This window comes from Microbacterium cucumeris (genome assembly GCF_058349845.2).
Window position 1 is genome coordinate 48868 of sequence record NZ_JBYRIZ020000004.1, and the last position, 25991, is coordinate 74858.

Below are 25991 nucleotides of genomic sequence, written 5' to 3' on the forward strand. Positions count from 1 at the left end.
GAGCCTCCCTCTCCTCGTTCGTTGAGCGAGCCTCCCTCTCCTCGTTCGTTGAGCGAGCGGAGCGAGTCGAAACGCGCCCACTGTCGCGCGGCGGTGACTGCGTTTCGACTCGGTCGGCTGCGCCTTCCTCGCTCGACGAGCGGGGGGAGGGAGCTGGAGTGGTGTTCGTCATCATACGTGCAGCCCGCATTCTGTCTTCGCCTGCCCGGCCCAGCGGCCGGAGCGGGGGTCTTCGCCGGGAGCGACCGGCTTGGTGCACGGCTCGCACCCGATCGACGGATAGCCGAAGTCCACCAGCAGGTTCACCGGTGCGCGGTGGTCCGCGGCGTAGCTCAGGACGTCGTCGAAGCTCCAGGCGGCGACCGGGTTGACCTTGACCAGCCCGTTGCGCTCGTCCCACGTGACCAGCGGAGTGTTGGTCCGGGTGGGGGCCTCGTCGCGGCGCACCCCGGTGAACCACACCTCGTAGCCGCCGAGCGCATCCTGCAGGGGCGCGACCTTGCGGCGGGCGCAGCACAGCGCGGCATCCCGTTCGAACAGCTTCGCGCCGTACTCGGCATCCTGCTCGGCGACGGTCTGGTCCGGTGTGATGTCGACGATGCGGACGTCCAGCGCGCGGGCGACCTCGTCGCGCGTCGCGTAGGTCTCGGTGAAGTGGTATCCCGTGTCGAGGAACAGCACGTCCACGCCCGGCAGCTGCTCGGCGACGAGGTGCGGCAGAGCGGCGTCCGCCATCGAGCAGGCGACGGCCGCGGCATCCGCACCGAAGTGACGGGCGACCCAGGCGACGACCTCGGCGGCCGACGCCTCGTGGTCGGTCAGTCTGCCGAGCTCGATGTTGCCCTGCTCGGCGAGCGCCGCGAGCTCGTCGCGGCTGCGCTTGGTCCGGATGCGCGGGGCGAGGCTCACGGTCATTGCAGCGCCTCCTCGTCCGCGCGGTGCGCCCAGTGCGCGAACGTCTCGTCCTGCTCGCGATCCGTCAGGTAGCGGCGGATCACGCGTTCGGCGTAGTCGGCGATCCCGTCGGCGGGGACCTTCAGGCCGCGCACGGTCCGGCCCAGGCCGGCGTCCTCCCGGTCGGGGCCGGCCAGGCCTCCGCCGAGGTGCACCTGGTAGCCGGGCACCTGCTCGCCGTCGATCGAGACGAGCTGGCCCTTGAGTCCGATGTCGGCGGTCTGGATGCGTGCGCAGGAGTTAGGGCATCCGTTCACATGCAGGGTGATCGGGCGGCCGATCTCGGGCTCGAGCGCCCCCAGGCGCTCCTCGAGCTGCTGGATCGCGCGTGCGGCGTTCGCCTTGGTCTCGACGATCGCGAGCTTGCAGTACTCGATGCCCGTGCACGCGATGGTGCCGCGGCGGAACAGACTGGGCCGCGCCGACAGGCCGAGCGCGTCGAGACCCGCGACGAGACCGTCGACCTCCGATTCCGGCAAGTCGAGCACGAGGAGCTTCTGATACGGCGTGGTGCGCACGCGGTGCGAGCCGTGCACCTCGGCGAGGTCGGCGAGCGCCGTGAGAGTGCTCCCCGAGACCCTGCCGACGAGAGGCGCGGCACCGACGTAGAAGCGGCCGTCCTTCTGTGCGTGCACCCCGACGTGGTCACCGAGGCTCGTGGGCTTCGGCGCGGCCGGTCCGTCGGGCAGCGGGCTGTCGAGGTACTCGGTCTCGAGCACCTCGCGGAACTTCTCGGTTCCCCAGTCGGCGAGCAGGAACTTCAGACGTGCCTTGTTGCGCAGGCGCCGGTACCCGTAGTCGCGGAAGATCTGCGTGACACCGTGCCACACCTCGGCGACGCGGTCGGGGGAGACGAAGGCGCCGAGGCGCTCGCCGAGACGGGGGACGACGGAGAGGGCCCCACCGACCCAGAGGTCGTATCCGATGCCGAGCTCCGGATGCTCGACCGCGACGAAGGCGCAGTCGTTGATCTCGTGCACGACGTCCTGGCTGGGATGCCCCGTGATCGCCGTCTTGTACTTGCGGGGCAGGTTCGCGAGCGTCGGGTCCCCGATGAAGCGGGCAGCGATCTCCTCGATCTGCGGCGTCGGGTCGATGAGCTCGTCCGCGGCGATGCCCGCGACGGGGGAACCCAGGATGACGCGGGGCACGTCTCCGCAGGCCTCGGTGGTGCTCAGCCCCACCTCTTCGAGACGGCGCCAGATCTCCGGGACATCCTCGACGCGGATCCAGTGCAGCTGCACGTTCTGCCGGTCGGTGAGGTCGGCGGAGTCGCGGGCGAAGGTGGTGGAGATCTCGCCGATAACCCGCAGCTGGTGCGTCGTGAGCTGGCCGCCGTCGATGCGGACGCGCAGCATGAAGTACTCGTCCTCGAGTTCGTGCGGCTCGAGCTGGGCGGTGCGCCCGCCGTCGATCCCGGGCTTGCGCTGGGTGTACAGGCCCCACCAGCGGAAGCGGCCGTGGAGGTCCGTCGGATCGATGCTCTGGAAGCCTCCGGCCGCGTAGACGGTCTCGATGCGCTCACGGACGTTGAGGCCGTTGTCCGCCAGCTTGAACTCCTCGTTGCCGTTGAGCGGCTCGGTGCCGTCGACGAGCCACTGGCCGTGCGGTTTCGTCGGGGTGCGGCCGGTGCGGGTGCGTGCACCGCGGATCGGGGTCTGCTGAGGGGTGGTCATGACGATGCTCTCTCGGATTGGCGTTGGACCACTGTGACGAAACCGGGCTCTCGCGTCACGGGTCCGCGACACACGACGTCAGCAGACGAAACATGGCGTCATGTGGGTGACGGGGCGGGAGGAATGCGTTCTAATGCGGTCCCCTCGGATTCGAACGCTCTCGAAGAGAAATGCGAATGAAGCCTGAAGCTGTCTGCGGGATTCCGTTTCGATGTCCTGATTTCTCGTATCCAGATCGAAGAAATGTTCGACAAATGGTCCGATCGGGAGTACGATAGGGACATGGCCACCCACCTGAATCCGCTGCACGAGGCGCTCGCCGTGCTGGATCGAGTGTGGGGCGAGGCGGGGGATGCGACCGAGCTCTCGCGGGATCAGCTGGTCGCGGTGAACGACGCGCTCGGGGTGCTGGAGCGCCGGACGAGTGCCGTGCATGCGGAGGTCGCGGCCGGCATCTCGCACGAGTCGCGTGCCGAGCTGGGGCCGGACTCCCTGGCCAAGCAGCAGGGCTTCCGCACGCCGGCGAAGCTGATCGCCGCGTCGACCGGTGGTTCCACTGGAGACGCGACCCGGCTGGTCAGGGTCGGCGAGGCGACAGCGCCGCGGAGGAGCTTCGTCGGGGAGCGCTTGCCGTCGAGATGCCCGGCGGTCCAGGCGGCACTCGCGGAGGGGGTCATCGGCGACCAGGTCGCGGGGCTGATCATCTCGATTCTCGACAGAGTGCGCGTGACGGCGGGGGCGCAGCGCGTCGCCGAGGCGGAGCGACTGCTCGTGGCGCAGGTTCCCGGGCTCGCGATGGACGACGTGCGCCGGCTGATGACGCGTGTGCAGGCGTGGCTCGATCCCGATGGTGTCCAGCCTCGCGAGGAAGAGATCCGCGCCCGGCGCTCGCTGCGGATGTGGGAGCGCGACGGCGAGTTCCACGCCGAATACGTCACGGATGCCGCGTCCGCCGCCGCGGTGAAGGCCGCGCTGCGCGGGTATGTGTCCGCCGCGTTCGCGGCCCGCAGGGAGGCGCTCCACGCGGACTCGCCGGACGCCGATCGCCGCACGATCGAGCAGCTGCAGGCCGATGCGCTCACCATGATCTGCCAGCACGCCCTGGACTGCGATCGCAAGGACGTCCCGCTGGGCGGCGCGAAAGTCGTCGTCCGCGTCGCCCTCGAAGACTTGCAGTCCGGTACCGGGGTCGGACGCATCGACGGGACCGACCAGCCCGTCAGTATCGCCGCGGTCCGGCGGATGGCCGCCGACGGCGAGATCATCCCGTGGGTGCTCGGGGGCGACGGCGAGATCCTCGACTGGGGTCGTGGTCGACGGCTGTTCACGCGGGCGCAGAAGCTCGCGCTCGCCGAACGCGACGGCGGATGCGCGATGTGCGCGCTCCCGGTCGAGATGACGAAGGTGCACCACATCGACTGGTGGGAGCGGGATCGCGGCCGGACCGACCTCTCGAACGGCATCCTGCTCTGCGAGACCTGTCATCACCGCATCCATGACAACGGGTGGGAGATCCGCATCGACGGGATCGGCGTCGCCGCGCGCGTGTGGTTCATCCCGCCGCCATACGTCGATCCGGCCTGCACGCCCCGCCTGGGCGGCCGCGCCCGCTTCGACCTGCTCGCCGCGGCCTGATCCGGCCGGATGGCGTGCTCGGTAAAACTTGAGTGAACTCGTATCAAGTTTGTTTGACAGCGACCGATCCCCGATGTACAGTTGAGTCATCGCGACTCAGGTTTCCCTGATCGCCGCAGATTTCCCACCAGGCTTCAGCAACAGAAGGAGAAACACATGGCACGTGCTGTTGGAATCGACCTCGGTACGACGAACTCCGTCGTCAGCGTCCTCGAAGGTGGCGAGCCGAAGGTCATCGCCAACGCCGAGGGCTTCCGCACGACCCCCTCGGTCGTCGCGTTCACGAAGGACGGCGAGGTGCTCGTCGGCGAGACCGCCAAGCGCCAGGCCGTCACGAACGTCGACCGCACTGTCGCCTCCGTCAAGCGCCACGTCGGCACCGACTGGTCGTTCGACGTCGACGGCAAGAAGTGGACGCCGCAGGAGATCTCCGCGCGCATCCTCCAGAAGCTCAAGCGCGACGCCGAGTCGTACCTGGGCGACACGGTGACGGATGCCGTCATCACCGTCCCGGCGTACTTCAACGACGCCGAGCGCCAGGCCACCAAGGAGGCCGGCGAGATCTCGGGCCTCAACGTCCTGCGCATCATCAACGAGCCCACCGCCGCGGCCCTCGCGTACGGCCTCGACAAGGGCAAGGAGGATGAGCTGATCCTCGTCTTCGACCTCGGTGGCGGAACGTTCGACGTGTCGCTGCTCGAGGTGGGCAAGGACGACGACTTCTCCACCATCCAGGTGCGCGCCACCGCCGGTGACAACCGCCTCGGCGGCGACGACTGGGACCAGCGCCTGGTCGACCACCTGATCAAGCAGTTCAAGGACTCGACCGGCGTCGACGTCTCCGGCGACAAGATCGCCCTGCAGCGCCTCAAGGAGGCCGCGGAGCAGGCGAAGAAGGAGCTCAGCTCCTCGACGTCGACGAGCATCAACCTGCCGTACCTGTCGCTGACCGAGAACGGGCCGGTGTCGCTGAGCGAGACGATCACGCGTGCCAAGTTCGAGGACCTCACGAAGGACCTGCTCGACCGCACCAAGAAGCCGTTCGAGGACGTCATCCGCGAGGCCGGCATCAAGGTCGCCGACATCGACCACATCGTGCTGGTCGGTGGCTCGACCCGCATGCCCGCCGTCGCCGATCTCGTCAAGCGCGAGACCGGCAAGGACGCCAACAAGGGCGTGAACCCGGACGAGGTCGTCGCCGTCGGCGCCGCCCTGCAGGCCGGCGTCCTCAAGGGCGAGCGCAAGGACGTCCTGCTCATCGACGTCACCCCGCTGTCGCTGGGCATCGAGACCAAGGGCGGCCGGATGACCAAGCTCATCGACCGCAACACCGCGATCCCGACCAAGCGCAGCGAGACCTTCACGACGGCCGACGACAACCAGCCGTCCGTCGCGATCCAGGTCTTCCAGGGCGAGCGCGAGTTCACCCGCGACAACAAGCCGCTGGGCACGTTCGAGCTCACCGGCATCGCCCCGGCTCCTCGCGGCATCCCGCAGATCGAGGTCACGTTCGACATCGACGCGAACGGCATCGTGCACGTGTCCGCCAAGGACAAGGGCACGGGCAAGGAGCAGTCGATGACCATCACCGGCGGCTCGTCGCTGTCGAAGGAGGACATCGAGCGCATGGTGCGCGAGGCCGAGGAGAACGCGGCCGAGGACAAGCGCCGCGCCGAGGCCCTCGAGCAGCGCAACCAGGCCGAGACCCTCGCCTACTCGATCGAGAAGCTCATCAAGGAGAACGAGGACAAGCTCCCCGCCGACGTGAAGGACTCGGTCCAGGCCGACGTCGACGCCCTCAAGACGGCTCTCGCCGGCGAGGACGACGACGCCGTGAAGGCCGCGTTCGACAAGCTCAACGAGTCGCAGGGCAAGCTGGGCGAGGCGATCTACGCGCAGAACCAGGCGGATGCCGCGGCCGGCGCCGAGCAGCCCCAGGATGCCTCGGGTGACGCCTCCTCCGACGAGGACGTCATCGACGCCGAGGTCATCGACGAGGATGAAGAGAAGAAGTAACCATGACGGACAAGAACTTCGACGACAACGGCGAGGTTCGGCCTGAGGGCGAGGGGTCGGATGCTGCGGCATCCGGCCCCGCGCCGCAGGAGAACCCGGACTCCGCCGAGGCTGCGGCGGCCGAGGGCTCGGACGCGACCCCCGCGGACGACCTGACGGTCGAGGACATCCTCGGCGCTGAGCAGACCGGTGAGGCCGCGGCGGAGGATGCCGTGCTCGCCGATCTCGAGTCGGCGCTGCTGAACGACCTCAAGCGTCTGCAGGCGGAGTACGCCAACTACCGTCGGCGCACGGAGGAGCAGCGGCAGGTCGAGATCGATCGCGCCAAGGGCGAGGCGGCCAAGGGGCTGCTCCCCGTGCTCGATGACCTCGACCGCGCTCAGCAGCACGGCGACCTCGAGGAGGGCACGCCCTTCGCGGTGATCGCGGAGAAGATCCGCGCCGTCGTGGAGCGCCTGGGCGTCGTCGCGTACGGCGAGAAGGGCGAGGAGTTCGACCCGCAGCGCCACGAGGCGATCTTCCAGCAGCCGACTCCGGGCGCCGAGGCGACCACGGTGCTCGAGGTCGTCGAGGTGGGCTACCGCCTGGGCGATGTGGAGCTGCGACCGGCCAAGGTGGTCGTCGCGGTTCCCGCGGAGTAGGGGTCCGATGGCAAGCCAGGACTGGTTCGACAAGGACTTCTACAAGACGCTGGGCGTCTCGAAGGACGTCAGCGATGCGGAGCTGAAGAAGACGTACCGCAAGCTGGCGCGCAAGTATCACCCGGACTCCAACCCGGGGGATGCCGCGGCCGAGGCCACGTTCAAGGAGATCAGCGAGGCGTACTCGGTGCTCTCCGATGCGGAGCAGCGCAAGGAGTACGACGAGATCCGGGCCATGGGGTCCGGTGCGCGATTCACCGCGGGTGGCTCGGGCGCCGGCGGGTTCGAGGACGTCTTCAGCCGGTTCGGGCAGCGCGGTCAGTCGGCCGACTTCGACGACATCTTCGCGATGTTCAACCAGGGCGGCCAGGGCGGCTCGTTCGGCTCCGGGCGCTTCGGTCAGCCCTCCGGCGGGTTCCGGGGCTTCGGCGGTCCGCAACGGGGTGCCGATGTCACGGCTCGCACGACGCTCGACTTCATCACCGCTGCGCAGGGTGAGACGATCACGCTGCAGGGGGAGGACGGCAAGCCGTTCAAGGTGAAGATCCCGGCCGGGGTCGCGGACGGGCAGAAGATCCGTCTGCGCGGCCGAGGCCGGCCTTCGCCGGACGGCGGAGAGAACGGCGACATCGTCGTGAGCGTCGCGGTGCGGCCGCATCCCGTGTTCACGCGGGACGGGCTGAACCTGCGCGTCACCGTGCCGGTGACGTTCACCGAGGCGACGCTCGGGGCGACGATCGAGGTGCCGACCCTCGGGGGCGACCCCGTGAAGCTCCGCGTGGCCCCCGGCACTCCGTCCGGGCGCGTGCTGCGGGTCAAGGGCCGGGGCATCGCGAGCTCCAAGGGCACCGGCGACCTGCTCGCCGAGCTGCAAGTGGCCGTGCCCTCGCACCTCGACGACGCCGCGCGCGAAGCGCTGGAGGCGTTCGCCGCGGCCGAACCGAAGGAGAATCCGCGGGCCGACCTGATGGCCAAGGCCCGCGGCTGATGAGTCCCCTCTCGCTTCCTTCGCTCGCTGAGCAGGCTCCCCTCTCGCTCGCTGAGCGAGCCCCCCTCTCGCTCGTTGAGCGAGCGGAGCGAGTCGAAACGCAATAACCGACAGGACACACAGGAGGTGATGGCGATGGTTCCCGACGACGAGGACGCTCCGGTGTTCGCGATCGCCGTCGCCGCTGAGCTCGCGGGCATGCACCCGCAGACCCTCCGCCAGTACGACCGGATCGGCCTGGTGGTGCCCGGCCGCACCCGTGGCGGGTCGCGGCGGTACTCGGCGCGCGACGTGCAGCAGTTGCGCGAGGTCGCGCGGCTGTCGTCCGAGGGCATGAGCCTCCCGGCGATCGCGCGGCTCATCCATCTGGAGGATGAGGTGCGGATGCTGCGCCGGCGCGTCCTCGAACTCGAGGGTGCGCTGCGCGCCGAGCGGGAGAACCGTCCGGGCGGGCGCGTCTTCGCGGCGGGAGCGAGCGGCGTGATCCCGGTCGGGCAGGGCCGCCGCATCCGCCGCTCGACCGAGATCGTGCTGTGGCAGCCCGGTGGCCGCCGCGGGGAGGACTGAGCCCGGCAGTGCATCCCCACCCGTCGATCCGGCGCTTGTGTACGGCCGGGACGGCGTGTCGCGGGCGTTCGCGCCACATAGACCGGGAGTGAGCCGCAGCCGCCGGACAGCGCGGGGCGGTAAGGTGGCGACACGATGAGGATGACGCGCCGCACGCTGCTGATCGGCGCCGGTGTCGGCGCCGTGAGCGTGCTTCTCGCGTCCTGCACACCGGAACCCACGCCGTCGCCGACCCCGACCCGCACTCCGACCGGGACGCCGCTCCCGATCGACGGGCCGGTGCCCGCGCAGTGGCTACGCAGTGCCTGGACGACCGATCCGTTCTCCCGCGGAGCGGCGAGCTTCACCCCGGTCGGGGCGCAGCCGAGTCTGCGGGAGGCGCTCACGGAGCCCGTCGAGGGACGCGTGTTCTTCGCCGGCGAGACGACCGACACCGAGGCGCCCGGAACGCTGCGCGGTGCGCTCCGTTCCGGGGAACGGGTGGCGTTCGACCTGCGCGGTCGCGCCATCACGGGAGAGCGGATCGCCGTCGTCGGGGCCGGGCTGTCCGGTGCCGTCGCGGCCGGGCTGCTCGCCGAGGCCGGGGCGGAGGTCACCGTCTTCGAGGCCCGCGATCGGATCGGCGGACGTGTGGACTCCCGGGTCTCTGACGACTGGCCGGTCCCGGTGCAGCTCGGCGGCTGGCTGCTGAGCCCGGACGACGGCGACCTGCGAGAGCGCTTCGAGGGCATCGACACACGCCTGCTGGAGCTGACCGGGGCGCAGTGGCGCTCCTTGGAGGGCGATGTCGATCCGGTCGGCGACGACGTCCTGACCGCGGCGATCACGGCGGCCCAGGCGCAGCCGGCTGACCTCTCGATCGCCGAGGCCCTGACCGCGAACGGCGCGGACATCGAGGACCCCGCGCTCGCAAGCCTGCTGGCGGCGCTGGCCGCAGCATCCGGAGGGGATGCAGACGTCCTGTCGAGCTGGTTCCCTCCGTCCCTGCCTCAGGATGCCTATGCGGCCCCATCGGCCGATCTGTCCGCGTTCGTCGAATCGCTGCTGCAGGACGTCCGCGTCAGCCTGTCGTCCCCCGTCTCCCGGGTCGCCTACGACGACACCGGCGTGAGCCTGCGGATGGGCACGGGGGAATCGCTGTCCTTCGACCGCGTGGTGCTGACCCTTCCCCTGGGCGTGCTCCAGCACGGCGGAGTGGAATTCGCGCCCGCCCTGCCGTTCGCGCATCGCGGCGCCATCGCGGACCTCGGCGTCGGCGCGATCGAGACGATCTGGCTGCGCTTCGACGAACCATTCTGGGAGTCTGAGGCGGCGTTCTGGCACGTCGTCGGCGGGGACGGCGTCATCCGGACCTGGCTCAATCTGCTGCCGACGACGGGCGAGCCCGTTCTCGTCGGTCTGGTGGGCGGAACCGCCGCCGAGGAGTTCGCGACGCTAGGCGATCAGGAGGCGGTGGCCGCGGCGGTCGCCGCACTCGCCCCGTTCATCCCTGCGGACTCGACCGAGCAGTGACGGGCGCGACCCGCGCGCGACGAGCCAGCGGGCTCGGCATCCGGCTCACGCCGACGATCGCCGCCGCGACGAGGGCGAAGATCGCGAGGGCGATGCCGCTGGTGAGCAGGAACTCGGCGGGACCTGAGACCTGGCGCGGGTCCAGGAAGTAGTACGGGTACCAGCCGATCGAGGGACCCCGCCACAGCGTGAGAAGTCCCCACGCGATCGGGAAGGCGAGGGATGTCGGCACGACGCGCCACGGCACCCGGCGATGCCCCGGTGTCAGGCTCCATGCCAGCGCCGTGCACGCCGGCAGCCAGAAGTGCAGCAACTGGTCGGACCAGGGGACGTCGATGCGGATGCCGCGCAGTCCCGCCTGCCAGACGATGAGGGCGAACGCGAGACCCGCAGTTATCGTCCATGTGAGCACGAGGGCGAGCACGACGGTGAACCAGCGCGGATCCGCGTCGCGGCGGAAGGCGAGGACGCCGCCGATCGCCAGCACGGCGACGAGCGCGCAGTTGGACTGCACCGTGAGATAGGCGAAGAAGTTGTCGCCCGCGACCGTGTGGGAGCTCAGACCCCAGAACAGGCGATGGGTCAGCGCGGCCAGGCAGACGGCGGCGGTCAGCAGGCGCAGCACGCCGAAGATGGTCCGCCATCGCACGCTCGCATCGCCTCCTCTCCCGCGCGGTCACGTCATCTGGCGAGTCTACGGAGGCTCGGATGTGCGGCGGATCCGGGCAGGCGGAAGGGCAACGAGTTGACTTCTGAAATCGATTCCAGTTAACTGTCTTTCGTTAACGGTACACAAAGAGGTGAAGTCATGGTCACGATGAGGCCCACCCGAGCACCTGCGCTCGGAGACCAGCTCGCAGCGGTCCTGCGGGACCAGATCGTCCGTCGGCACCTGCAGCCGGGTACTCATCTCGTCGAGGATTCGCTCGCGGCGGAGTACGACGTGAGCCGAGGTCCGGTGCGCGATGCCCTGCGTCAGCTCGAGTCCCAGGGGCTGGTCGAGTCCCGGCGCCGGGGATTCTTCGTCGTGGGCCTCAGCCAGGAGGACATCAACGATCTGTACGAGCTGCGCGAGTCCATCGAGCTCGTCGCGGTCACCCGTGCGATCGGGCGCGTTTCCGACGACCAGCTGCGCATCGGGCGCGAGATCGTCCGGGAGATGGTCGCGTGCGCAGATCGCGCCGCTGCGGCCGATTTCGCCGATGCCGACATGCGCTTCCACGCACTGCTGTATCGCATCGGAGGCAACTCCCGCCTCATCGACGTCTGGGAGGCCTACGAACCGGTCTTCGCGAGCCTCATGCAGCTGACCGTGGAGGAGGATGTCGATCTGCACCCATCCGCGCACGATCACGGCCGCCTGCTCGATCTCCTTGAGGAGGGCGACGCCGACGAGATCAGGGCGGAGCTGCGCGAACACCTCGACGGCGCGCGTTCTCGCATGGCGCACGCGGTTCAGGCGCTCATCGAAGGTGCCGGAGAGGAGCGGGCCTCATGAGCGTGGTCGACATCGAGCGGCCCGTGGAGGCATCGACGGCACAAGGCGGCGCGCCGTCCGGCGTCGGCCGCCGCCGATTCGTCGGGGTAGGACAGTCGAGGGCGCTGCTGGTGCTGGCGATCCCGGCACTGATCTTCTACGGATTCGCGGTCGTGGTCCCGTCGATCCGCGGCGCCGTGCTGGCGTTCACGAACTGGGACGGCCTCTCTCAGAACTACGACTTCATCGGGTTCGACAACTTCGTCCGGATCTTCACGTCTCAGAGCTCGCTCGACGCCCTGAAGATGACCTTGATCTTCGCGCTCGCCGTCACGGTCCTGCAGAACGGCATCGGTCTGCTCCTCGCCCTCGGCGTGAACAGCGGTCTCAAGTCGCAGAACTTCCTTCGTGTGCTGTTCTTCGCTCCCGTCGTGATCACTCCCGTCGTCGTCGCGTACCTCTGGAAGTTCCTGCTCACGCCCGACGGAGCGGTCAACACCCTTCTCGCGGCCGTCGGTCTCGGCGACGTAGCGCCCAGCTGGCTCGGCGATCCGTTCTGGGCCGCGGCATCCGTCGTCATGATGATCGTCTGGCAGCACGCCGGGTACTCCATGGTGATCTACATCGCCGGCCTCCAGTCCATCCCGCATGAGCTCAACGAGGCCGCAGCGGTGGATGGAGCAGGTCCGTGGCGCCGGTTCTGGTCCGTTACGTGGCCGCTGCTCGCACCGGCCACGGCGATCAACGTCATGCTCACGATCATCGGCGGACTGAAGATGTTCACCGAGGTGTTCGTTCTGACCGCCGGCGGTCCCGGTGGCGCGACAGAGACGATGTCGACGCTGCTGTACAAGTCGGCGTTCCAGTTCAACGAGTTCGGCTACGGCATCGCGTTGGCGCTCGTGCTCGCCGTCGTCGTGGTGTTCTTCTCCGTCGCGCAGCAGCGCCTGAGCCGGAAGGGCGGCCACTGATGTTCCGCTACACCAAGGCGACCTTCGCCCGGGAGCTCGTCATGCTCCTGATCGCGCTGGCATTCATCTTCCCGGTCTACGTACTGGTCAACATGTCGTTGCGGCCGGCGAACGACGCCACCTCGGCGCTCGTCCCCTCTGCTCAGCCGACGTTCGACAACTTCATCCAGGCGTGGAACGAGGCGGGGCTCGCGCAGGCTCTGCTGAACAGCGCGATCGTGACCGTGACGAGCGTCGTCCTGATCGTCGCCATCTCGTCCATGGCCGCCTACCCGCTCGCGCGCGTCATGTCGAAGCTGTCGACGACCGTGTTCTGGATCGTGCTCGTCGGCATGATGATCCCGTTCCAGGTCGCGCTCATCCCGCTCTACCAGACCATGCGCGATCTGGGTCTGCTCGGATCCCTCGCCTCGCTCATCCTCTTCTACACGGGCAGCCAGGTTCCGTTCTCGGTGTTCCTCTACACCGGATTCCTGCGGACACTGGAGCGCGACTACGAAGAGGCGGCGGCGCTGGACGGTGCGGGCACGTTCCGCACGTTCACGAGCATCGTCTTCCCGCTGCTGCGCCCCATCACCGGAACCGTGATCATCCTCAACGCCATCACGGTGTGGAACGACTTCCTCGTGCCGCTGCTGTACCTCAGCGGCACTCCCCAGCAGACGGTCACCGTGGCGCTCTATGCGTTCGTCGGTCAGTTCGTCTCCGACTGGCCCGTGGTGTTCGCGGGCCTGGTCATCAGTGTGGTGCCGGTGCTGCTGGTGTACTTCCTCATGCAGAAGCAGATCATCAAGGGCTTCGCCGGAGGGCTGAAGGGATGAGCCTGGAGCCGTATGCGCTGCGCGTGGACGGGCAGCGCGAACCCCAGGGCGTCGTCACGGCGCCCGCGTTCTCCTGGCGACTGCGCTCCGCCGAACCGGGTGCGCGGCAGAGCGCGTACCGGATCACGGTGGCGCAGGTCCTTCCCGGTGGTGGGTCGGCACCGGTCTGGGATTCCGGGAACGTGCCGTCGGATCTGACCGTCGGCGCTCGCTACGCCGGCGCTCCGCTGGTTACCTCGGCGCGGTACCGCTGGGTGCTCTCCGTCGAGGATGCGAACGGTGCGATCGTGACCCGCACGGCGGAGTTCGCGACGGGGATCGTGCATCCGGACGAATGGCGCGCGGCCTGGATCGGGCGCAATCCGGTCTACCGTCACACGGCCCTTCCCCCGCAGGACACCGACATCAGCTTCACGGTGAACAAGCTCCAGCCGGTGCGCCGCTTCGTGCGGCACTTCGATCTCGATCGTGTTCCCGCGATCGCGCGCGTGCACGCATCCGCGAAGGGCGTCTACCGGTTGTACGTGAACGGTCGGAAGGTCGGCGCGGACGAGCTGGCTCCGGGGTGGACGGAGTACCGAGACCGCATCACGTACCAGTCCTGGGACATCGCGCCGCTCCTGCGACCCGGCCGCAACAGCGTCGCCGCGCTGCTCGGGGACGGGTGGTACGTCGGCTTCATCGGAACCGATCGCCGGCAGCAGGCGCAGCACTACGGCAAGGAGCCCGCGTTCCTGGCGCAGCTCGTGCTCGACGACGCCGACGGCGGTCGTCGGATCGTGGCCACGGACGGGGACTGGAAGGAGGACGCGTCCGACATCCTCTACGCCGACCTGCTCATGGGCCAGTACGAGGACTCCCGGCGCTCCGTGCCCGACTGGCACATGCCGGACCACGACATCGAGCACTGGTCGGATGCCGTCGTGAAGGACACCGCCGTCGACCTGCTGACGCCCGAGGTGGATCCGGGCGTGCGTGCGACCGTGCGTCTGCCCGCGGTGTCGGTGTCGTCTCGCGGAGAAGGCCGCTTCATCGTCGATTTCGGGCAGAACCTCGTCGGTCGTGTGCGCCTGACGCTGCGCGATCAGCCGTCTGATCGGCGCATCCAGCTGAATCATGCGGAGGTCCTCGACGCCGGCGAGTTGTACACGGCCAATCTCCGCACCGCCGAGCCGGTCGACGTGTTCTGGACGAACGGGGATGCGGAACAGGTCTTCGAGCCGCGGTTCACGCTGCACGGGTTCCGCTTCGCAGAAGTGCAGGGCCTGCAGGGAGAACTCTCACCGGACGACGTCGAGGCTGTCGTGCTGCACAACGACGCCGAGTTCGTCGGCGACTTCTCCTCGTCGGATCCCGCCCTCGACAGACTGTTCCAGAACATCCAATGGGGGCTGCGGGGCAACTTCGTCTCGATCCCGACCGACTGCCCGCAGCGGGACGAGCGACTCGGCTGGCTCGCCGATGCGCAGGTCTTCGCGCCGACCGCCCTGGCGCTCGCGGATCTCGGCCCGCTCCTGAAACGCTGGATGCGCGACGTGCGCAGCGCGCAGAACGGCGACGGCGCGTTCCCCGACATCGCACCGCACCTGATCCATCTGCGAGAGGGGGCACCGGCGTGGGGAGACGGTGGAGTGACCATCCCGTGGAACGTCTACCGCGCCACCGGTGATGTCGAAGTGCTCGCGGAGGCCGCCGACTCCATGATCGCCTGGGTGCGTCACATCGAGCGGCACAATCCGGACCTGATCTGGCGCACGCAGGTCGGCAACGACTACGGCGACTGGCTGCAGATCGGCGAGGAGACGCGCAAGGACGTCCTCGCGACGGCCTACTTCGCGCGCAGCGCCGACCTCACCGCGCGCGCCTTGCGGGAGATCGGTCGCGCCGAGGATGCCGAGGCGATCGAGCGGCTTCGCGAGCGGATCGGGGTGGCCTTCCGCGATCGGTTCCTGTCAGAGGACGGGACGGTCGCCGGTGACACGCAGGGCGGCTATCTCCTCACCCTCGCCTTCGACCTCTGCGCGGATGACGCACAGCGAGACCGCGTCGCGCAACGCCTGGTCGCAGCCGTCGAACGCAGGGATGTCTCGCTCACGACGGGTTTCGTCACCGTCGGGCTGCTGTGTCCGACGCTGGCGGAGATCGGACGCGAGGACCTCGCGTTCCGCCTGCTGCACAACGACCGCTACCCGTCGTGGCTCTTCTCGGTACGCAACGGGGCCACCACGATCTGGGAGCGGTGGGACGGGTGGACCCCCGAGCGCGGCTTCCAGTCTGCGCGGATGAACAGCTTCAACCACTACTCGCTGGGATCGGTCGGGGAATGGTTCCTCTCCGGCATCCTCGGCATCCGACAGGCGGAGGCATCGGCGGGATTCGCGGACATCGAGCTCGCACCTCGGTTCGACCCGCATCTGGATCACGCTGCCGGCTCTCTGGAGACGCCGCGAGGGCGCATCGAGAGCCGCTGGCGACGCGAGGGCGGACGCATCACGTGGAGCGTGATGGTTCCGCCCGGCCGCCCGTCGGTCGCCGTCCTCCCCGCCGCGCCCGAGGTCACGGAAGGAGGCGAGAACGCGACGCACTCGCACGGCGTCACCCTGATGGAACGAAGCCAGCGGGGCACTCGATGGCGGCTGGAACCCGGAACCTACGAATTCCGGTTCCCGGCCGAGTGAACCACTGAACCCGAACACCTGTACCCGGGGGCTCGCGCCCCCTTCCTGCATTGGAGTCTAGCCACCATGAAATCGCGTTACATCGCCGTCGTCGCCGGTGTCGCCGTCGCGGGCCTCAGCCTGTCGGCGTGCTCGTCGTCGGAGCCGACGTCGTCCACGGAACCCACGGATTCGCTCACGATCGCGACCACGTCGAACAACCAGGGCCCGATGGAGGCCGTCGTCGCAGCCTACGAGGAGAAGACCGGCCTCGACGTCAACCTGACCGTCGCCGACACCTCGCAGTTCCAGACGACCATCCGCACCCAGCTGTCGAGCGGCACCGGCCCCGACGTGTTCACGGTCTGGGCCGGCGGCGGGAATCCCGGCGCCATCGACGTCCTGCAGGGGGCGGGCTATCTCGCGGACCTCTCTGATCGGGAGTGGGTCGACACCGTGGATCCCGGTACCGCCGAGACCCTGCAGATCGACGGCAAGACCTATGGGCTGCCGTCGAAGCTCGACGCGGTCGGCACGATCTACAACACGGCCACGCTCAGCGAGCTGGGACTGGAGGTCCCGACGACCTACAGCGACCTGCTCGCGTACTGCGCGGATGTGAAGGACGCCGGAAAGGTCGCCTTCGCGCTCGGCATCCAGACCGACTGGGTCACGCAGCTCATCCCCTACGCGCTGGTCGCGTCCACCGTGTACGCGGACGACCCCGATTTCGATGCGCAGCTCGCCGACGGCTCGGCGACGTTCGAGGGCTCGGGCTGGGCCGACGCCTTCGACAAGTACCTCGAGATGAACGAGGCGGGGTGCTTCAACGACGATCCGCTCGGCACCGACGTCACCGCGTCCTACAACCTCGTGAACAGCGGCGAGGCGGTCGGTGTCGTCCAGGTCCTCGCGTCCTACCCGCAGATCGCCTCCACGGCGCCCGAGGGAACCGAGTTCGGGTTCTTCCCCCTGCCCGGCGACGATTCGGGTGAGACCTCGGTCCCGCGTGGCATCGGCGTGAGCTTCGCTGTCAACGAGAGCGCGAAGAACATGGTGAACGCGCTCGACTTCGTCGACTGGCTGGCCACGCCCGAGGCGACCGGCATCTGGTTCGAGGCCGCCCCGGGGATCCCGGCGCTCACGTCGGCGGAGGTCGAGCTCGACCCCGTGATGCAGACCGCGGCGGACGTCATCGCGGAAGGGCTGACCGCGCCCATGCCCGATCAGGGCTGGCCGAACGCGAAGGCGCAGTCCGCGCTGTTCGTCGGCGTGCAGCAGTTGTTCTCCGGCCAAGCGGGCGTCGATGACGTCCTGGCCTCGATGGACACGGCCTTCTCCGGCTGACCCATCCGGCTCCGGGATGCCGACGCTGGCGTCCCGGAGCCGCCCCTCCCGCACGACTTCCGGAAAGACCGCATACGCATGCCCACGCACGACATCATCACCGCCGTCCCGCTCGCCTTCGACGATCATGGAGCGCTCGACCTCGACGGATGCCGGGAGATTCTCGCCTACGTCGCCGCCTCCGGCGTCCAGGGTGCGCTGATCCTCGGCACCACGGGGGAGTTCCCCGCGCTGTCGATCGACGAGCGCAATGCCATCACGAGACTCTCCCTGGAAAGCCTCACCAGTATGCGGGTGATCGTGCACGTCGGGGCTGCGAGCCGGTTCGAGGTGTCGCAGCTGATCGCGGGCGCTCGGGGTGCCGGCGCGAAGGAGATCGCGATCCTCACGCCGTACTATCTCCCCGCACCTCCGGATGAGGTCTACGACTTCTTCCGGGAAGCGGTCGCGGAAGCCGCGGGATTCGATGTCTACGTGTACATGTTCGAGGCGCGGACGGGCATTCCCGTCGACGAGGAGCTCATCGTGCGGCTCGCGGGGCTGCCGGGAGTCGTCGGCGTGAAGGTGAGCGGCGAATCTCTCGATCTCATCTCCTCATTCCGCGCGCGCCTCCCCGAAGGCTTCCGGATCTACACCGGCTCGGACGGGGACTTCGCGAGGGCAGGGCTGGCGGGAGCGGACGGGGTCATCTCCGGCGTCGCGTCGGCGTTCGCGCGACCGTTCGTCGCGATGCGTCGAGCGCTGATCGACGCCGACGCCGGTCGCGTCGACGAACTGCAGAAGGACATCGACGAAGTCGTCGAGGCCGTGGACGGATCCCCCGCGCGGATGCGCGCCGTCCATCGCCTCGCCGGGCGTCCCGTCGGCGGTCGGCGCATGCCGATCCCCGAACCGGACGCAGCGGAACTCGCGCGACTCGAGCGCGCGGTCCCGCGTTTCCACTAGAAGCGGCATCCGATCGGATGCCGCGAGATGAAGGAGTAGCAATGTCGCCCTCACCCGTCTCGTTCCGCCGGCGGATCCTCGCCGGCGGGGCACTGCTCTCGGCCGCCGCGCTGACAGCCGCCCTCGCAGGGGGCCCGGCCGTCGCCGATGTCGAGAGCCCGCCCGTCGCCGTGGCCGACGGCCTCATCGACACGGCCGATCTCAACGCCCTGGGGCTGCCCCAGGCCGAGAACGCCGAGACCGTCACGATCTTCTCGCCCGGCGACGATGATCTGAAGTTCAACCACGGAACCGTTCTGACCTCGTTCCAAGGGCGGCTCTACGCGCAGTGGCAGAGTTCCGAACGCGACGAGGACGCGCCCGAGACGATCGTGCGCTACAGCGTGAGTGATGAGCACGGCGAGAACTGGTCCGATCCGATCGACCTGACCGCGCCGCGCACCGACGGCTACACGTCGAACGGAGGCTGGTGGACCGATGGCGAGACGCTCATCGCGTATCTCAACGTCTGGCCGTCCGCGCTGTCTCCCCGCGGCGGGTACACGTTGTACGTGTCCAGCACGGACGGCGTCACCTGGAGCGATCCTGCCCCCGTCACGGATACCCAGGGGCAGCCGGTGCTCGGCATCATCGAGCAGGACGTGAAGGCCCTCGACTCCGGGCGCATCCTCACGGCGTTCCACGTGCAGCCCGGCTTGCAGGTGAAGCCGTACTACACCGACGATCCGCTCGGCGTCAGCGGGTGGACGCAGGGTGAGTTCGAGAACCAGCCCTATCTGCCGGACGAGATGTCGCGAGAGCTCGAACCCAGCTGGTACACGCAGGAGGACGGCGACGTCGTGATGACGTTCCGCGATCAGGGCGGCAGCAGCATGTTCAAGTTGGCGGCCGTCAGCGAGGACGACGGCGAGACCTGGTCGGAGTCCGTGGTCACGAACATTCCCGATTCGCGCACGAAGCAGAGCGCCGGCAACCTCCCGGACGGCACCGCGTATCTCGCCGGCAGCCTCACGGGGACCAAGACCCGGCACCCGCTCGTGCTCGTGCTGAGCGCCGACGGCGAGACCTTCACCGAGGGCGTCGTGCTCAGGGACTCGGCGGATCTGCAGCCCCTGCGGTACACCGGCAAGTCCAAGAACCTCGGCTACAGCTATCAGAAGAGCTTCGTCTGGGGCGAGCACCTGTACGTGTCCTACGGCACCAACAAGGAGGACGTGGAGTACACCCGGGTGCCGTTGGGCGACATCTCGCTGCGCGAGGTCCCCGCGCAGATCGAGCGGCCCGATGCCACGGGCGGCGGGCGCGAGATCGCGGTGCAGTGGTCGTCACCGGGCGCCGGGGACTCCCTGATCACCCGTTACGTGGTCGAAGCCGAATCGCGGTCGGGTGTCATCGTCACGACCACCGTCTCCGGTGACGACGTCGACGCCGTCCTCACCGGATTGCGGCCCGGTCGCTACCGGGTCGCGGTGACCGCCGTGAACGCGTTCGGCGAGGGTGAGACCTCGCCCTGGTCGCCGTGGGTGACCGTCACCGGAAAGCGCGACTGAGGCAACGGGGGCCCGGCCCGGCGGCCGAGCCGGGCCGGGCCCCGCACCTCTCACCCGCCCAACCCCTCCACCCGGAACCGGTAGGCGGCGCCGGGTCGGAACGGTTCGAAGATCTCGAAGTTCTCGTAGGCGGGGCCGCCGGGAATCGGCGAGGAGCTGGCCCAGTACGACCAACGGGCGTTGACGAGGACCTCGAGATCGGGATGCGGGTCGTCCACGATCCATGTCTGCCGCGCCAGCTGCCCGACGAGATGCCAGTGCTCGGCGGTGTCCGGCGCGTACGTGACCGACCAGGGATCCTCTTCGTCGCCCACTGCGCTGACGACCGCGGCCGATCCGTCTCGTTGCAGTTCGGACAGCGGGAACCGCGCATGCGCGGCGAAGCCTGTTCCCGAGAAGCCCGGCCACAGGTCGGCGGTCGAGACGGACCGGTCGCCGAGCTCCAGCACCCGCAGCCTCGCCCAGTTGCCCATCGTGGCGGTGAGGACCAGGTGGCTGAGCGGCGCGGAGTCGGCCGTCGCGAATCCCGCCACCTCCACCTCGTGCGGCCGATCGGCCCGGAACCTCACGCGCACCTCCACCTCGGCGCCGTCGTCGAACCGCTCGACGCCGATCCAGACCGTGAGGGTCTCGATCCCGTCGATCTCCGCCACGACGCCCCGAGGCTCGCCAGCGTCCCTGTGTTCCCCGGCGCCCGGGGCATCCATCGCCCACAGCCGCTTGCCGCGCTCACCCGGGTCGAGCGAGCTCGGCTCGAGCTCCGAGTAGCCGCGCGTCGTCGATCCCGAGACGATCGGCTCGATCGCGATGAAGTTCACCAGTCGGTCCGGCGGGTGTCCGAGATACGGGGTGTACACGCGCAGCAGACCACGAGGGCCCGGAAGGGGCGGGAGCCCGATCTGCAGCCCGTCCCGGTGACCCCAGCGGGGGATCGAAGGACCGGTGTCGGCAGGGCGCAGCCATTGTGTTCGCATGTCCGACACCGTAGCTTTATGAAATCGATTTCGCTAGAGTGGCGCCTGATCGAGGAGGATCATGCGCCCCGCAAACCGCCGCATGCGCCGGGCCGCCGGCGTCTCAGCATCCGCCGTCCTGCTGCTCGCCATGACGGCCTGCACAGGCGACGGCGTCGTGACGGTCGACCCGGACCGGGACAAGCCGTTCCGGCTCGCCGGTGTCTCGGACGTGACCGAGATCGCTCAGCTGACCGGGCCCGATGCGATCAACGACACCGCCGCCGTGTCGGTCGCCGGAACGGACCTCGGGTCGATGGTCAACGTCGGCGACCGGACCCTGTTCCTGTTCGGCGACACGTTCGGTGAACGCGATCCGGAGTCGATCGGAGGGCAGGGTGGGTTCTGGAGATCGAACGTCGCGGCCTGGTCCACCGACGAGGACCCGACGGACGGGATCACGTTCGACGGCTGGGTCGAGGACGAGCTGGGTCTGGCCGCAGCGCTCGTCGAGGGTGACCACGACGCGAACGGCGCCGGCGGCGAGGTCACGAAGATCCCGACCCACGGCTTCGCGGTAGGCGACAGCATCTACGTCGCCTACATGTCCGTCAGGCACTGGGGAGAGCCCGGCGCCTGGGAGACCAATCACTCGGCGCTGATCGTCTCGCGGGACGGCGGCGTCTCCTGGTCTCCGGTGCCGGACGTGCAGTGGTCGGGGGACTCCGGCTTCATCCAGTTCTCGGCCGTCGCCGTGCGCGACGGAGGTCGGGACTATGTCTACATCTGGGCGATACCGGCGGGCCGGTTCGGAGGAGTGAGCCTGATGAGGGTTCCGGCGGTCGAGGCCGACGTCGAGGATCCCGGCGCCTACGAGTACTTCGCCGGACTAGACAGGCAGGCGCCGCGGTGGTCGTCCGAGCTCGCCGACGCGCAGCAGGTGGTCGAAGGGACGATCGGCGAGCACTCCGTGATGTGGTCGACGTATCTCGAGCGGTGGATCATGACCTACTCGGATGCCGGCTCGGCGTACATCCGCGAGGGTGCCACGCCCTGGGGGCCCTGGGGTGAGCCGATCGAGCTCGTCTCGCGGGACGACTATCCGGGGTTGTACTCGCCGTACCTGAATCCGAGATACGTCAGCGACGACGGTCGGACGATCCACTTCACGCTGTCGCTGTGGGGACCGTACAACGTGTTCTGGTTCTCCGCGGAGCTCGATCGCATGCCATGAAGGGTGTTGCGCTTGAAATCGATTTCGCTTACTCTGACGCTACCCGGTCGCCGCTGATCGATGTGTGCGCGGCCGTCACCCTCGGCTACCGCCGAACACAGCAAACGACTCGAGGACGAGTCGAGTTCCTGAGGAGGAACCCATGTTGAGAACGACACGCACTCGCCGGTTCGTCATCACCACTCTGGGGGCGGTGTCCGCCGTGGCGCTGCTGGCCGGTTGCGGCTCCAGCACGCCGGGCGAGTCCGCGGACGGGGGAGAGGAGGAGGGCGTCACGACGATCCAGTTCTGGCATCGCACCTTCACCCCCGTCGAGAACGAGTGGTACGAGAACATCGTCAAGCAGTTCAACGAGTCCCAGGACGAGGTGAAGGTCGTCGACACCGAGGTGCCGGCGGACGCCTGGGACCAGAAGATGAAGGCGGCCCAGGCTGCGGGCAAGGCTCCGGACATCTACACGCACCCCGGAAGCATCCAGGATGCCGTCAACGCCGGTCAGCTGCACGACCTGGATTCGGTGGTGTCGGAGGAGGCTCTCGGTGAGATCATCGACGCCGCGAAGCCGGTGTCCGAGATCGACGGCACCTTCTACGCGTATCCGCTGCTGCTCGAGCCCCAGGCCGTCCTGTTCTGGAACAAGGACATGCTGGATGCCGCGGGAGTCGACTCCGAGAAGGGTCCCGAGACGTGGGACGACCTGCTGGCGGCCTGCGAGAAGATCCAGCCGACGCTCGCCGACGGCCAGTACTGCATCTCGCCCGCCCAGGACGCCGCGACCTTCGCATGGTCGACCGTCGGCCAGCAGTACAACTTCGCCGGGCACACGGCGCTCACCGACGACTGGACCGCGCCGAACATCGACGATGACGGCTACCGCGAGCTGATGGCCAGCTACAAGAACCTCTGGGACGAGGGCTACATGCCCAAGCAGGCCCTCGCCGCGTACGTCGAGGGCAAGGACTTCGGCGAGGAGAAGGCGGCGTTCAAGGTGTCCGGCTCCTGGATGATGTCCGAACTCGGCTCCGACTTCCCCGACGTGCTCGCCAAGACCGGCATCGGGGCGTTCCCGGATGCCTCGGGCGGCGAGCGCACCGCGACCACGCTCGGCAACTTCAAGTGGGTCATCGACGCGAAGAGCTCGAAGGCCGAGGCCGCCGGCGCCTTCCTGGAGTGGGCGATCGCGGGAGACCCGGAGAACCTCGTGCCGTTCTTCGTCGACACGCAGTTCACCAAGGTGCCCGTGCGTCAGTCCGTGCAGGACGCCGTCGCCGAGAGCGACGAGGCCGCCGACGCACCGTGGTCGAGCATCATCGTCGACGAGATCGCGCCGGACGCCATCCCCGAGCCGACCTACCCGTGGGACGTCTCCCTCGCGGTCGGCACCGCCATGGAATCCGTCATGAAGGGCTCCGCCTCGGTGGACGACGCGATCGCGACCGCGCAGTCCGCGATCCAGACCGTCATCGAGCGCGACGGCCTTCCGGACAAGGCGCCCGCCAACTGAGGTCGCACCCGTGCGGAGACCGGCCGAGCGTCGGTCTCCGCACGGGTGAGCGCCCTCGGCCACGAGAGAACGGTTGGACATGGCCACAGCAGCAGTCGATCGCAGGGCGATCAAGAAGCGTCAGGACGCCTACAGGTACCGGGACGGGAAGGTCGCGTACCTCTTCCTGCTCCCCGTGATCGTCCTGCTCGGGATCTTCGTCATCTGGCCGGCGATCTACGCCGGATTCCTCTCCTTCCAGGACTGGAGCTTCTACAAGGAGCCGGAGTTCGTGGGATGGAAGAACTTCACGGACGTCCTGAGCGACCGCCTGTTCTGGGCGTCGGTCGGCCGCGGATTCGTGTTCGTCGCGATGACGGTCCCGCCGATGCTCGTGCTCGCGTTCCTCTTCGCGAGTCTCGTGGTCAGCGTCTCGCGGCGATTCGCCAGCATCCTGAAGGTGAGCATCTACGTCCCGACGATCATCTCCACGGTCATCACCTCGATCATCTTCGTCCTGATCTACGACTACTCCGGAGGCCTGCTCAACTGGCTGCTCGGCCGATTCGGGATCGATCCGATCGCGTGGATCGGCGACCCGGCCTGGGCTCTGCTGGCGATCGCGATCCCCGCCATCTGGTTGGGGATGGGGCTCACCTCGCTGATCATGGTCGCCGCCATGGTCGACATCCCGCAGGAGTTCTACGAGGCCGCCGCGATGGAGGGCGCGAACTGGTGGCAGAAGACGGCCTACATCACGCTGCCGCAGATGAAGAACATCCTCCTCTACCTGCTGATCACCGGCTTCGTGGCCGCCATCCAGCAGTTCGAGCTGCCGCTGGTGATGACGAGCGGCGGTCCGTTGGACTCCACCACCCTGCCGAACCTGTTCATCTTCAACCACTTCCGCAACGACATCAACGTCGGGTACTCGATCGCCGCCGCACTGGTGATGTTCGTCGTGCTGGGGACCGTGTCCGCCATCGTGTTCAAGTTCGTCAACTCCGAAAGGCTGGTGGACTGACATGGCCGTCATGCAGGAGACCACGCGCATCGTCCTCGAAGGACGCGAACCCCGACGCGACCGGATGCCGCGCACGCCGGGGTCCTGGCTCACACTGGTCGCCAAGCTCATCGCCGGAGCGGTGTTCATCGTGGCGGCGCTCTTCCCGCTCGCCTGGATGGTGATCGCCGGCTTCAAATCGAAGACCGAGGTCATCCAGACGCCGTTCCAGTTCTTCCCCGAAGTGTGGCTGTGGGAGAACTACGTCCAGATCCTCGCCGATCCCACGTTCACGCTGACGATGGGGTGGACGTTCCTCGGAGCGATCCTGTTCACGCTGCTGAGCCTGACGGTGAACTCGCTGGCCGCCTACGCGTTCGCCCGCCTCGACTTCCGGTTCAAGAGAACGCTGTGGGTCGCGGTCATCACGACCATGTTCATCCCCGGGATGACGATCCTGCTCACCAGCTTCATCGTCGTCACACGGCTGTCGATGCTCGACACGCTCGCCGTGCTCGTGATCCCCGGGGCCGCGAGCGCGGCCACCGTGTTCTTCATCCGCCAGTTCTATCTGAACATCCCGGCGAGCCTCGAGGAGGCCGCCATGCTCGACGGCTGCGGGCGGGTGCAGATCTTCTTCCGGATCTTCCTGCCGCTGTCCAAGCCGCCCTTCGTGGTGATGGGGATCACGGCGTTCCTGGCCTACTGGAACTCGTACGTGTGGCCGATCATGACGATCACGACACCCGAGCGCTTCGTCGTGCAGCAGTACCTGGCGACGTTCCGCTCGGAACGCAGCACCGAGCTGGGGCTCCTCATGGCCGGGTCCGTGCTCGCCGCGGCTCCGGTGATCATCCTGTTCCTGATCTTCCAGCGGCAGATCATCGGCAACATCAAGATGGCGGGGCTGAAGTAGGAGGTTCGGATGCTGCTGTCCGTGAGCGGCGCGAGCGGCGTGGGGAAGTCCACCGTGCTCGCCGCGCTGCGGGAACGCGACTTCGGCGCGCCGGTCGTGGCCGTCGAGTTCGATTCGATCGGCGTTCCGGCCGACGCGGACACGTCCTGGCGGCACGGTGCGGTCGAGCACTGGGTGCGGGTCGCGATCGATGCACAGGCCGAAGGGAAGCACGTGCTGCTGTGCGGTCAGGTGCCTCCGGGTGAGCTGCTGGCGGCGCCGTCCGCGCCGCTCCTCGACGGCATCGCCGTGTGCGTGCTCACCGCATCGGCGGAGACGCAGCGGTCGCGTCTGATCGCCCGAGGCGAGGATGCAGAAGGGCTCGTCCACCATCTGCGGTTCGGAGCGTGGTTCGCGGCGCACGCGGCGGATCCGGCCCACCTGCCGGAGGTCATCCGCGTGCCGAGCGCCGTGCCGATGGTGTGGGAGCGGTGGGAGGGATGGGAGGCCGGAGACGAGCGCTGGCCGGTGACGATCCTCGACACGGATGCGCTCGGCGCCGAAGAGGTCGCGAACCGAGTGGAGATCTGGGCACGCGACGCGCTCGTCGGTGCGGCTCGCGCGATCGATCGTCGCGGACGGGCTGGCCATCCTTCGTGAGCCGTG

Annotated in this window: 22 protein-coding genes; 18 read left to right on the top strand and 4 right to left on the bottom strand. The window is 68.5% G+C overall.

Features of this window, described 5'->3' with window-relative positions; translation table 11 throughout:
• Positions 1–171: 171 nt before the first annotated feature.
• Both AC3RXZ_RS11895 and AC3RXZ_RS11900 read right to left on the bottom strand, forming a co-directional pair.
• Positions 172–915 carry a phosphoadenylyl-sulfate reductase gene (locus tag AC3RXZ_RS11895; RefSeq protein WP_491494167.1) on the bottom strand — a complete coding sequence of 248 codons (744 nt, stop codon included), beginning with the start codon at positions 913–915 and terminating at the stop codon, positions 172–174.
• Positions 912–2630: a nitrite/sulfite reductase gene (locus AC3RXZ_RS11900; protein WP_243228263.1), complete on the bottom strand. Its 1719-nt coding sequence runs from the start codon at positions 2628–2630 to the stop codon at positions 912–914. Before AC3RXZ_RS11900 ends, AC3RXZ_RS11895 begins: the two co-directional genes overlap by 4 nt.
• Before the next feature lie 282 nt (positions 2631–2912).
• Here AC3RXZ_RS11900 and AC3RXZ_RS11905 point away from each other — a divergent pair, with 282 nt between their 5' ends.
• The 6 genes from AC3RXZ_RS11905 (at position 2913) to AC3RXZ_RS11930 (ending at position 9989) form a co-directional block, all read left to right on the top strand.
• Positions 2913–4265: an HNH endonuclease gene (locus AC3RXZ_RS11905; protein WP_491494168.1), complete on the top strand. Its 1353-nt coding sequence runs from the start codon at positions 2913–2915 to the stop codon at positions 4263–4265.
• A 156-nt stretch (positions 4266–4421) separates the two neighbouring features.
• Positions 4422–6281: a molecular chaperone DnaK gene (gene dnaK, locus AC3RXZ_RS11910; RefSeq protein ID WP_491494169.1), complete on the top strand. Its 1860-nt coding sequence runs from the start codon at positions 4422–4424 to the stop codon at positions 6279–6281.
• Positions 6282–6283: 2 nt separating this feature from the next.
• Positions 6284–6922 (top strand): nucleotide exchange factor GrpE, encoded by a 639-nt coding sequence (locus tag AC3RXZ_RS11915; protein WP_491494170.1) that lies wholly within the window; start codon positions 6284–6286, stop codon positions 6920–6922.
• Positions 6923–6929: 7 nt separating this feature from the next.
• Positions 6930–7910, top strand: a complete 981-nt coding sequence (locus AC3RXZ_RS11920; protein ID WP_243228259.1) for a DnaJ C-terminal domain-containing protein — start codon at positions 6930–6932, stop codon at positions 7908–7910.
• A gap of 129 nt (positions 7911–8039) precedes the next feature.
• Complete coding sequence (locus AC3RXZ_RS11925) at positions 8040–8477, top strand: heat shock protein transcriptional repressor HspR (protein ID WP_374208966.1); 438 nt, start codon at positions 8040–8042, stop codon at positions 8475–8477.
• Between the two features lie 141 nt (positions 8478–8618).
• Positions 8619–9989, top strand: a complete 1371-nt coding sequence (locus AC3RXZ_RS11930) for a flavin monoamine oxidase family protein (protein ID WP_491494171.1) — start codon at positions 8619–8621, stop codon at positions 9987–9989.
• On the opposite strand, the gene AC3RXZ_RS11935 is transcribed toward AC3RXZ_RS11930, so the two are convergent.
• Positions 9961–10638 carry a Pr6Pr family membrane protein gene (locus AC3RXZ_RS11935; RefSeq protein ID WP_491494172.1) on the bottom strand — a complete coding sequence of 226 codons (678 nt, stop codon included), beginning with the start codon at positions 10636–10638 and terminating at the stop codon, positions 9961–9963. The genes AC3RXZ_RS11930 and AC3RXZ_RS11935 overlap by 29 nt on opposite strands.
• 159 nt (positions 10639–10797) lie before the next feature.
• Between AC3RXZ_RS11935 and AC3RXZ_RS11940 the strand changes: the two genes are divergently transcribed.
• The 7 genes from AC3RXZ_RS11940 (at position 10798) to AC3RXZ_RS11970 (ending at position 19757) form a co-directional block, all read left to right on the top strand.
• Positions 10798–11487 carry a GntR family transcriptional regulator gene (locus AC3RXZ_RS11940; protein WP_488317485.1) on the top strand — a complete coding sequence of 230 codons (690 nt, stop codon included), beginning with the start codon at positions 10798–10800 and terminating at the stop codon, positions 11485–11487.
• Positions 11484–12437, top strand: coding sequence for a carbohydrate ABC transporter permease (locus AC3RXZ_RS11945; protein ID WP_491494173.1), 954 nt, complete (start codon positions 11484–11486; stop codon positions 12435–12437). Before AC3RXZ_RS11940 ends, AC3RXZ_RS11945 begins: the two co-directional genes overlap by 4 nt.
• On the top strand, positions 12437–13258 hold the full coding sequence (locus tag AC3RXZ_RS11950) for a carbohydrate ABC transporter permease (protein ID WP_243228253.1): 822 nt from the start codon (positions 12437–12439) through the stop codon (positions 13256–13258). Before AC3RXZ_RS11945 ends, AC3RXZ_RS11950 begins: the two co-directional genes overlap by 1 nt.
• A complete protein-coding gene (locus tag AC3RXZ_RS11955) occupies positions 13255–15936 on the top strand; it encodes a family 78 glycoside hydrolase catalytic domain (RefSeq protein ID WP_491494174.1) in 2682 nt (893 codons plus the stop codon). Before AC3RXZ_RS11950 ends, AC3RXZ_RS11955 begins: the two co-directional genes overlap by 4 nt.
• Positions 15937–16002: 66 nt before the next feature.
• Entirely contained in the window at positions 16003–17262 is a 1260-nt protein-coding gene (locus AC3RXZ_RS11960) for an ABC transporter substrate-binding protein (protein WP_488317482.1), read from the top strand.
• A 78-nt stretch (positions 17263–17340) separates the two neighbouring features.
• Entirely contained in the window at positions 17341–18207 is an 867-nt protein-coding gene (locus AC3RXZ_RS11965; RefSeq protein WP_243228250.1) for a dihydrodipicolinate synthase family protein, read from the top strand.
• Positions 18208–18248: 41 nt separating this feature from the next.
• Positions 18249–19757, top strand: a complete 1509-nt coding sequence (locus AC3RXZ_RS11970; RefSeq protein WP_491494175.1) for an exo-alpha-sialidase — start codon at positions 18249–18251, stop codon at positions 19755–19757.
• 50 nt (positions 19758–19807) lie between these two features.
• On the opposite strand, the gene AC3RXZ_RS11975 is transcribed toward AC3RXZ_RS11970, so the two are convergent.
• On the bottom strand, positions 19808–20731 hold the full coding sequence (locus AC3RXZ_RS11975) for a hypothetical protein (protein WP_491494176.1): 924 nt from the start codon (positions 20729–20731) through the stop codon (positions 19808–19810).
• Between the two features lie 61 nt (positions 20732–20792).
• Here AC3RXZ_RS11975 and AC3RXZ_RS11980 point away from each other — a divergent pair, with 61 nt between their 5' ends.
• From AC3RXZ_RS11980 to AC3RXZ_RS12000, 5 genes are all read left to right on the top strand, one after another.
• Entirely contained in the window at positions 20793–21944 is a 1152-nt protein-coding gene (locus tag AC3RXZ_RS11980) for a glycoside hydrolase family 183 protein (protein WP_491494177.1), read from the top strand.
• 142 nt (positions 21945–22086) lie between these two features.
• Positions 22087–23448 (top strand): ABC transporter substrate-binding protein, encoded by a 1362-nt coding sequence (locus AC3RXZ_RS11985; protein ID WP_491494178.1) that lies wholly within the window; start codon positions 22087–22089, stop codon positions 23446–23448.
• A 79-nt stretch (positions 23449–23527) separates the two neighbouring features.
• Entirely contained in the window at positions 23528–24451 is a 924-nt protein-coding gene (locus AC3RXZ_RS11990) for a carbohydrate ABC transporter permease (RefSeq protein ID WP_243228245.1), read from the top strand.
• Position 24452: 1 nt separating this feature from the next.
• The gene (locus AC3RXZ_RS11995; protein WP_243228244.1) at positions 24453–25346 is read left to right on the top strand and encodes a carbohydrate ABC transporter permease; all 894 of its coding nucleotides are present in this window, start codon (positions 24453–24455) and stop codon (positions 25344–25346) included.
• A 9-nt stretch (positions 25347–25355) separates the two neighbouring features.
• On the top strand, positions 25356–25985 hold the full coding sequence (locus AC3RXZ_RS12000; protein ID WP_491494179.1) for a DEAD/DEAH box helicase family protein: 630 nt from the start codon (positions 25356–25358) through the stop codon (positions 25983–25985).
• Positions 25986–25991: the final 6 nt, after the last annotated feature.

What these genes read in the sequence shown, in the direction of transcription:
- AC3RXZ_RS11895 (WP_491494167.1), bottom strand. Translation starts at nt 915, where the DNA reads ATGACCGTGAGCCTCGCCCCGCGCATCCGGACCAAGCGCAGCCGCGAC.
- AC3RXZ_RS11900 (WP_243228263.1), bottom strand. Translation starts at nt 2,630, where the DNA reads ATGACCACCCCTCAGCAGACCCCGATCCGCGGTGCACGCACCCGCACC.
- AC3RXZ_RS11905 (WP_491494168.1), top strand. Translation starts at nt 2,913, where the DNA reads ATGGCCACCCACCTGAATCCGCTGCACGAGGCGCTCGCCGTGCTGGAT.
- dnaK (WP_491494169.1), top strand. Translation starts at nt 4,422, where the DNA reads ATGGCACGTGCTGTTGGAATCGACCTCGGTACGACGAACTCCGTCGTC.
- AC3RXZ_RS11915 (WP_491494170.1), top strand. Translation starts at nt 6,284, where the DNA reads ATGACGGACAAGAACTTCGACGACAACGGCGAGGTTCGGCCTGAGGGC.
- AC3RXZ_RS11920 (WP_243228259.1), top strand. Translation starts at nt 6,930, where the DNA reads ATGGCAAGCCAGGACTGGTTCGACAAGGACTTCTACAAGACGCTGGGC.
- AC3RXZ_RS11925 (WP_374208966.1), top strand. Translation starts at nt 8,040, where the DNA reads ATGGCGATGGTTCCCGACGACGAGGACGCTCCGGTGTTCGCGATCGCC.
- AC3RXZ_RS11930 (WP_491494171.1), top strand. Translation starts at nt 8,619, where the DNA reads ATGACGCGCCGCACGCTGCTGATCGGCGCCGGTGTCGGCGCCGTGAGC.
- AC3RXZ_RS11940 (WP_488317485.1), top strand. Translation starts at nt 10,798, where the DNA reads ATGGTCACGATGAGGCCCACCCGAGCACCTGCGCTCGGAGACCAGCTC.
- AC3RXZ_RS11945 (WP_491494173.1), top strand. Translation starts at nt 11,484, where the DNA reads ATGAGCGTGGTCGACATCGAGCGGCCCGTGGAGGCATCGACGGCACAA.
- AC3RXZ_RS11950 (WP_243228253.1), top strand. Translation starts at nt 12,437, where the DNA reads ATGTTCCGCTACACCAAGGCGACCTTCGCCCGGGAGCTCGTCATGCTC.
- AC3RXZ_RS11955 (WP_491494174.1), top strand. Translation starts at nt 13,255, where the DNA reads ATGAGCCTGGAGCCGTATGCGCTGCGCGTGGACGGGCAGCGCGAACCC.
- AC3RXZ_RS11960 (WP_488317482.1), top strand. Translation starts at nt 16,003, where the DNA reads ATGAAATCGCGTTACATCGCCGTCGTCGCCGGTGTCGCCGTCGCGGGC.
- AC3RXZ_RS11965 (WP_243228250.1), top strand. Translation starts at nt 17,341, where the DNA reads ATGCCCACGCACGACATCATCACCGCCGTCCCGCTCGCCTTCGACGAT.
- AC3RXZ_RS11970 (WP_491494175.1), top strand. Translation starts at nt 18,249, where the DNA reads ATGTCGCCCTCACCCGTCTCGTTCCGCCGGCGGATCCTCGCCGGCGGG.
- AC3RXZ_RS11975 (WP_491494176.1), bottom strand. Translation starts at nt 20,731, where the DNA reads ATGCGAACACAATGGCTGCGCCCTGCCGACACCGGTCCTTCGATCCCC.
- AC3RXZ_RS11980 (WP_491494177.1), top strand. Translation starts at nt 20,793, where the DNA reads ATGCGCCCCGCAAACCGCCGCATGCGCCGGGCCGCCGGCGTCTCAGCA.
- AC3RXZ_RS11985 (WP_491494178.1), top strand. Translation starts at nt 22,087, where the DNA reads ATGTTGAGAACGACACGCACTCGCCGGTTCGTCATCACCACTCTGGGG.
- AC3RXZ_RS11990 (WP_243228245.1), top strand. Translation starts at nt 23,528, where the DNA reads ATGGCCACAGCAGCAGTCGATCGCAGGGCGATCAAGAAGCGTCAGGAC.
- AC3RXZ_RS11995 (WP_243228244.1), top strand. Translation starts at nt 24,453, where the DNA reads ATGGCCGTCATGCAGGAGACCACGCGCATCGTCCTCGAAGGACGCGAA.
- AC3RXZ_RS12000 (WP_491494179.1), top strand. Translation starts at nt 25,356, where the DNA reads ATGCTGCTGTCCGTGAGCGGCGCGAGCGGCGTGGGGAAGTCCACCGTG.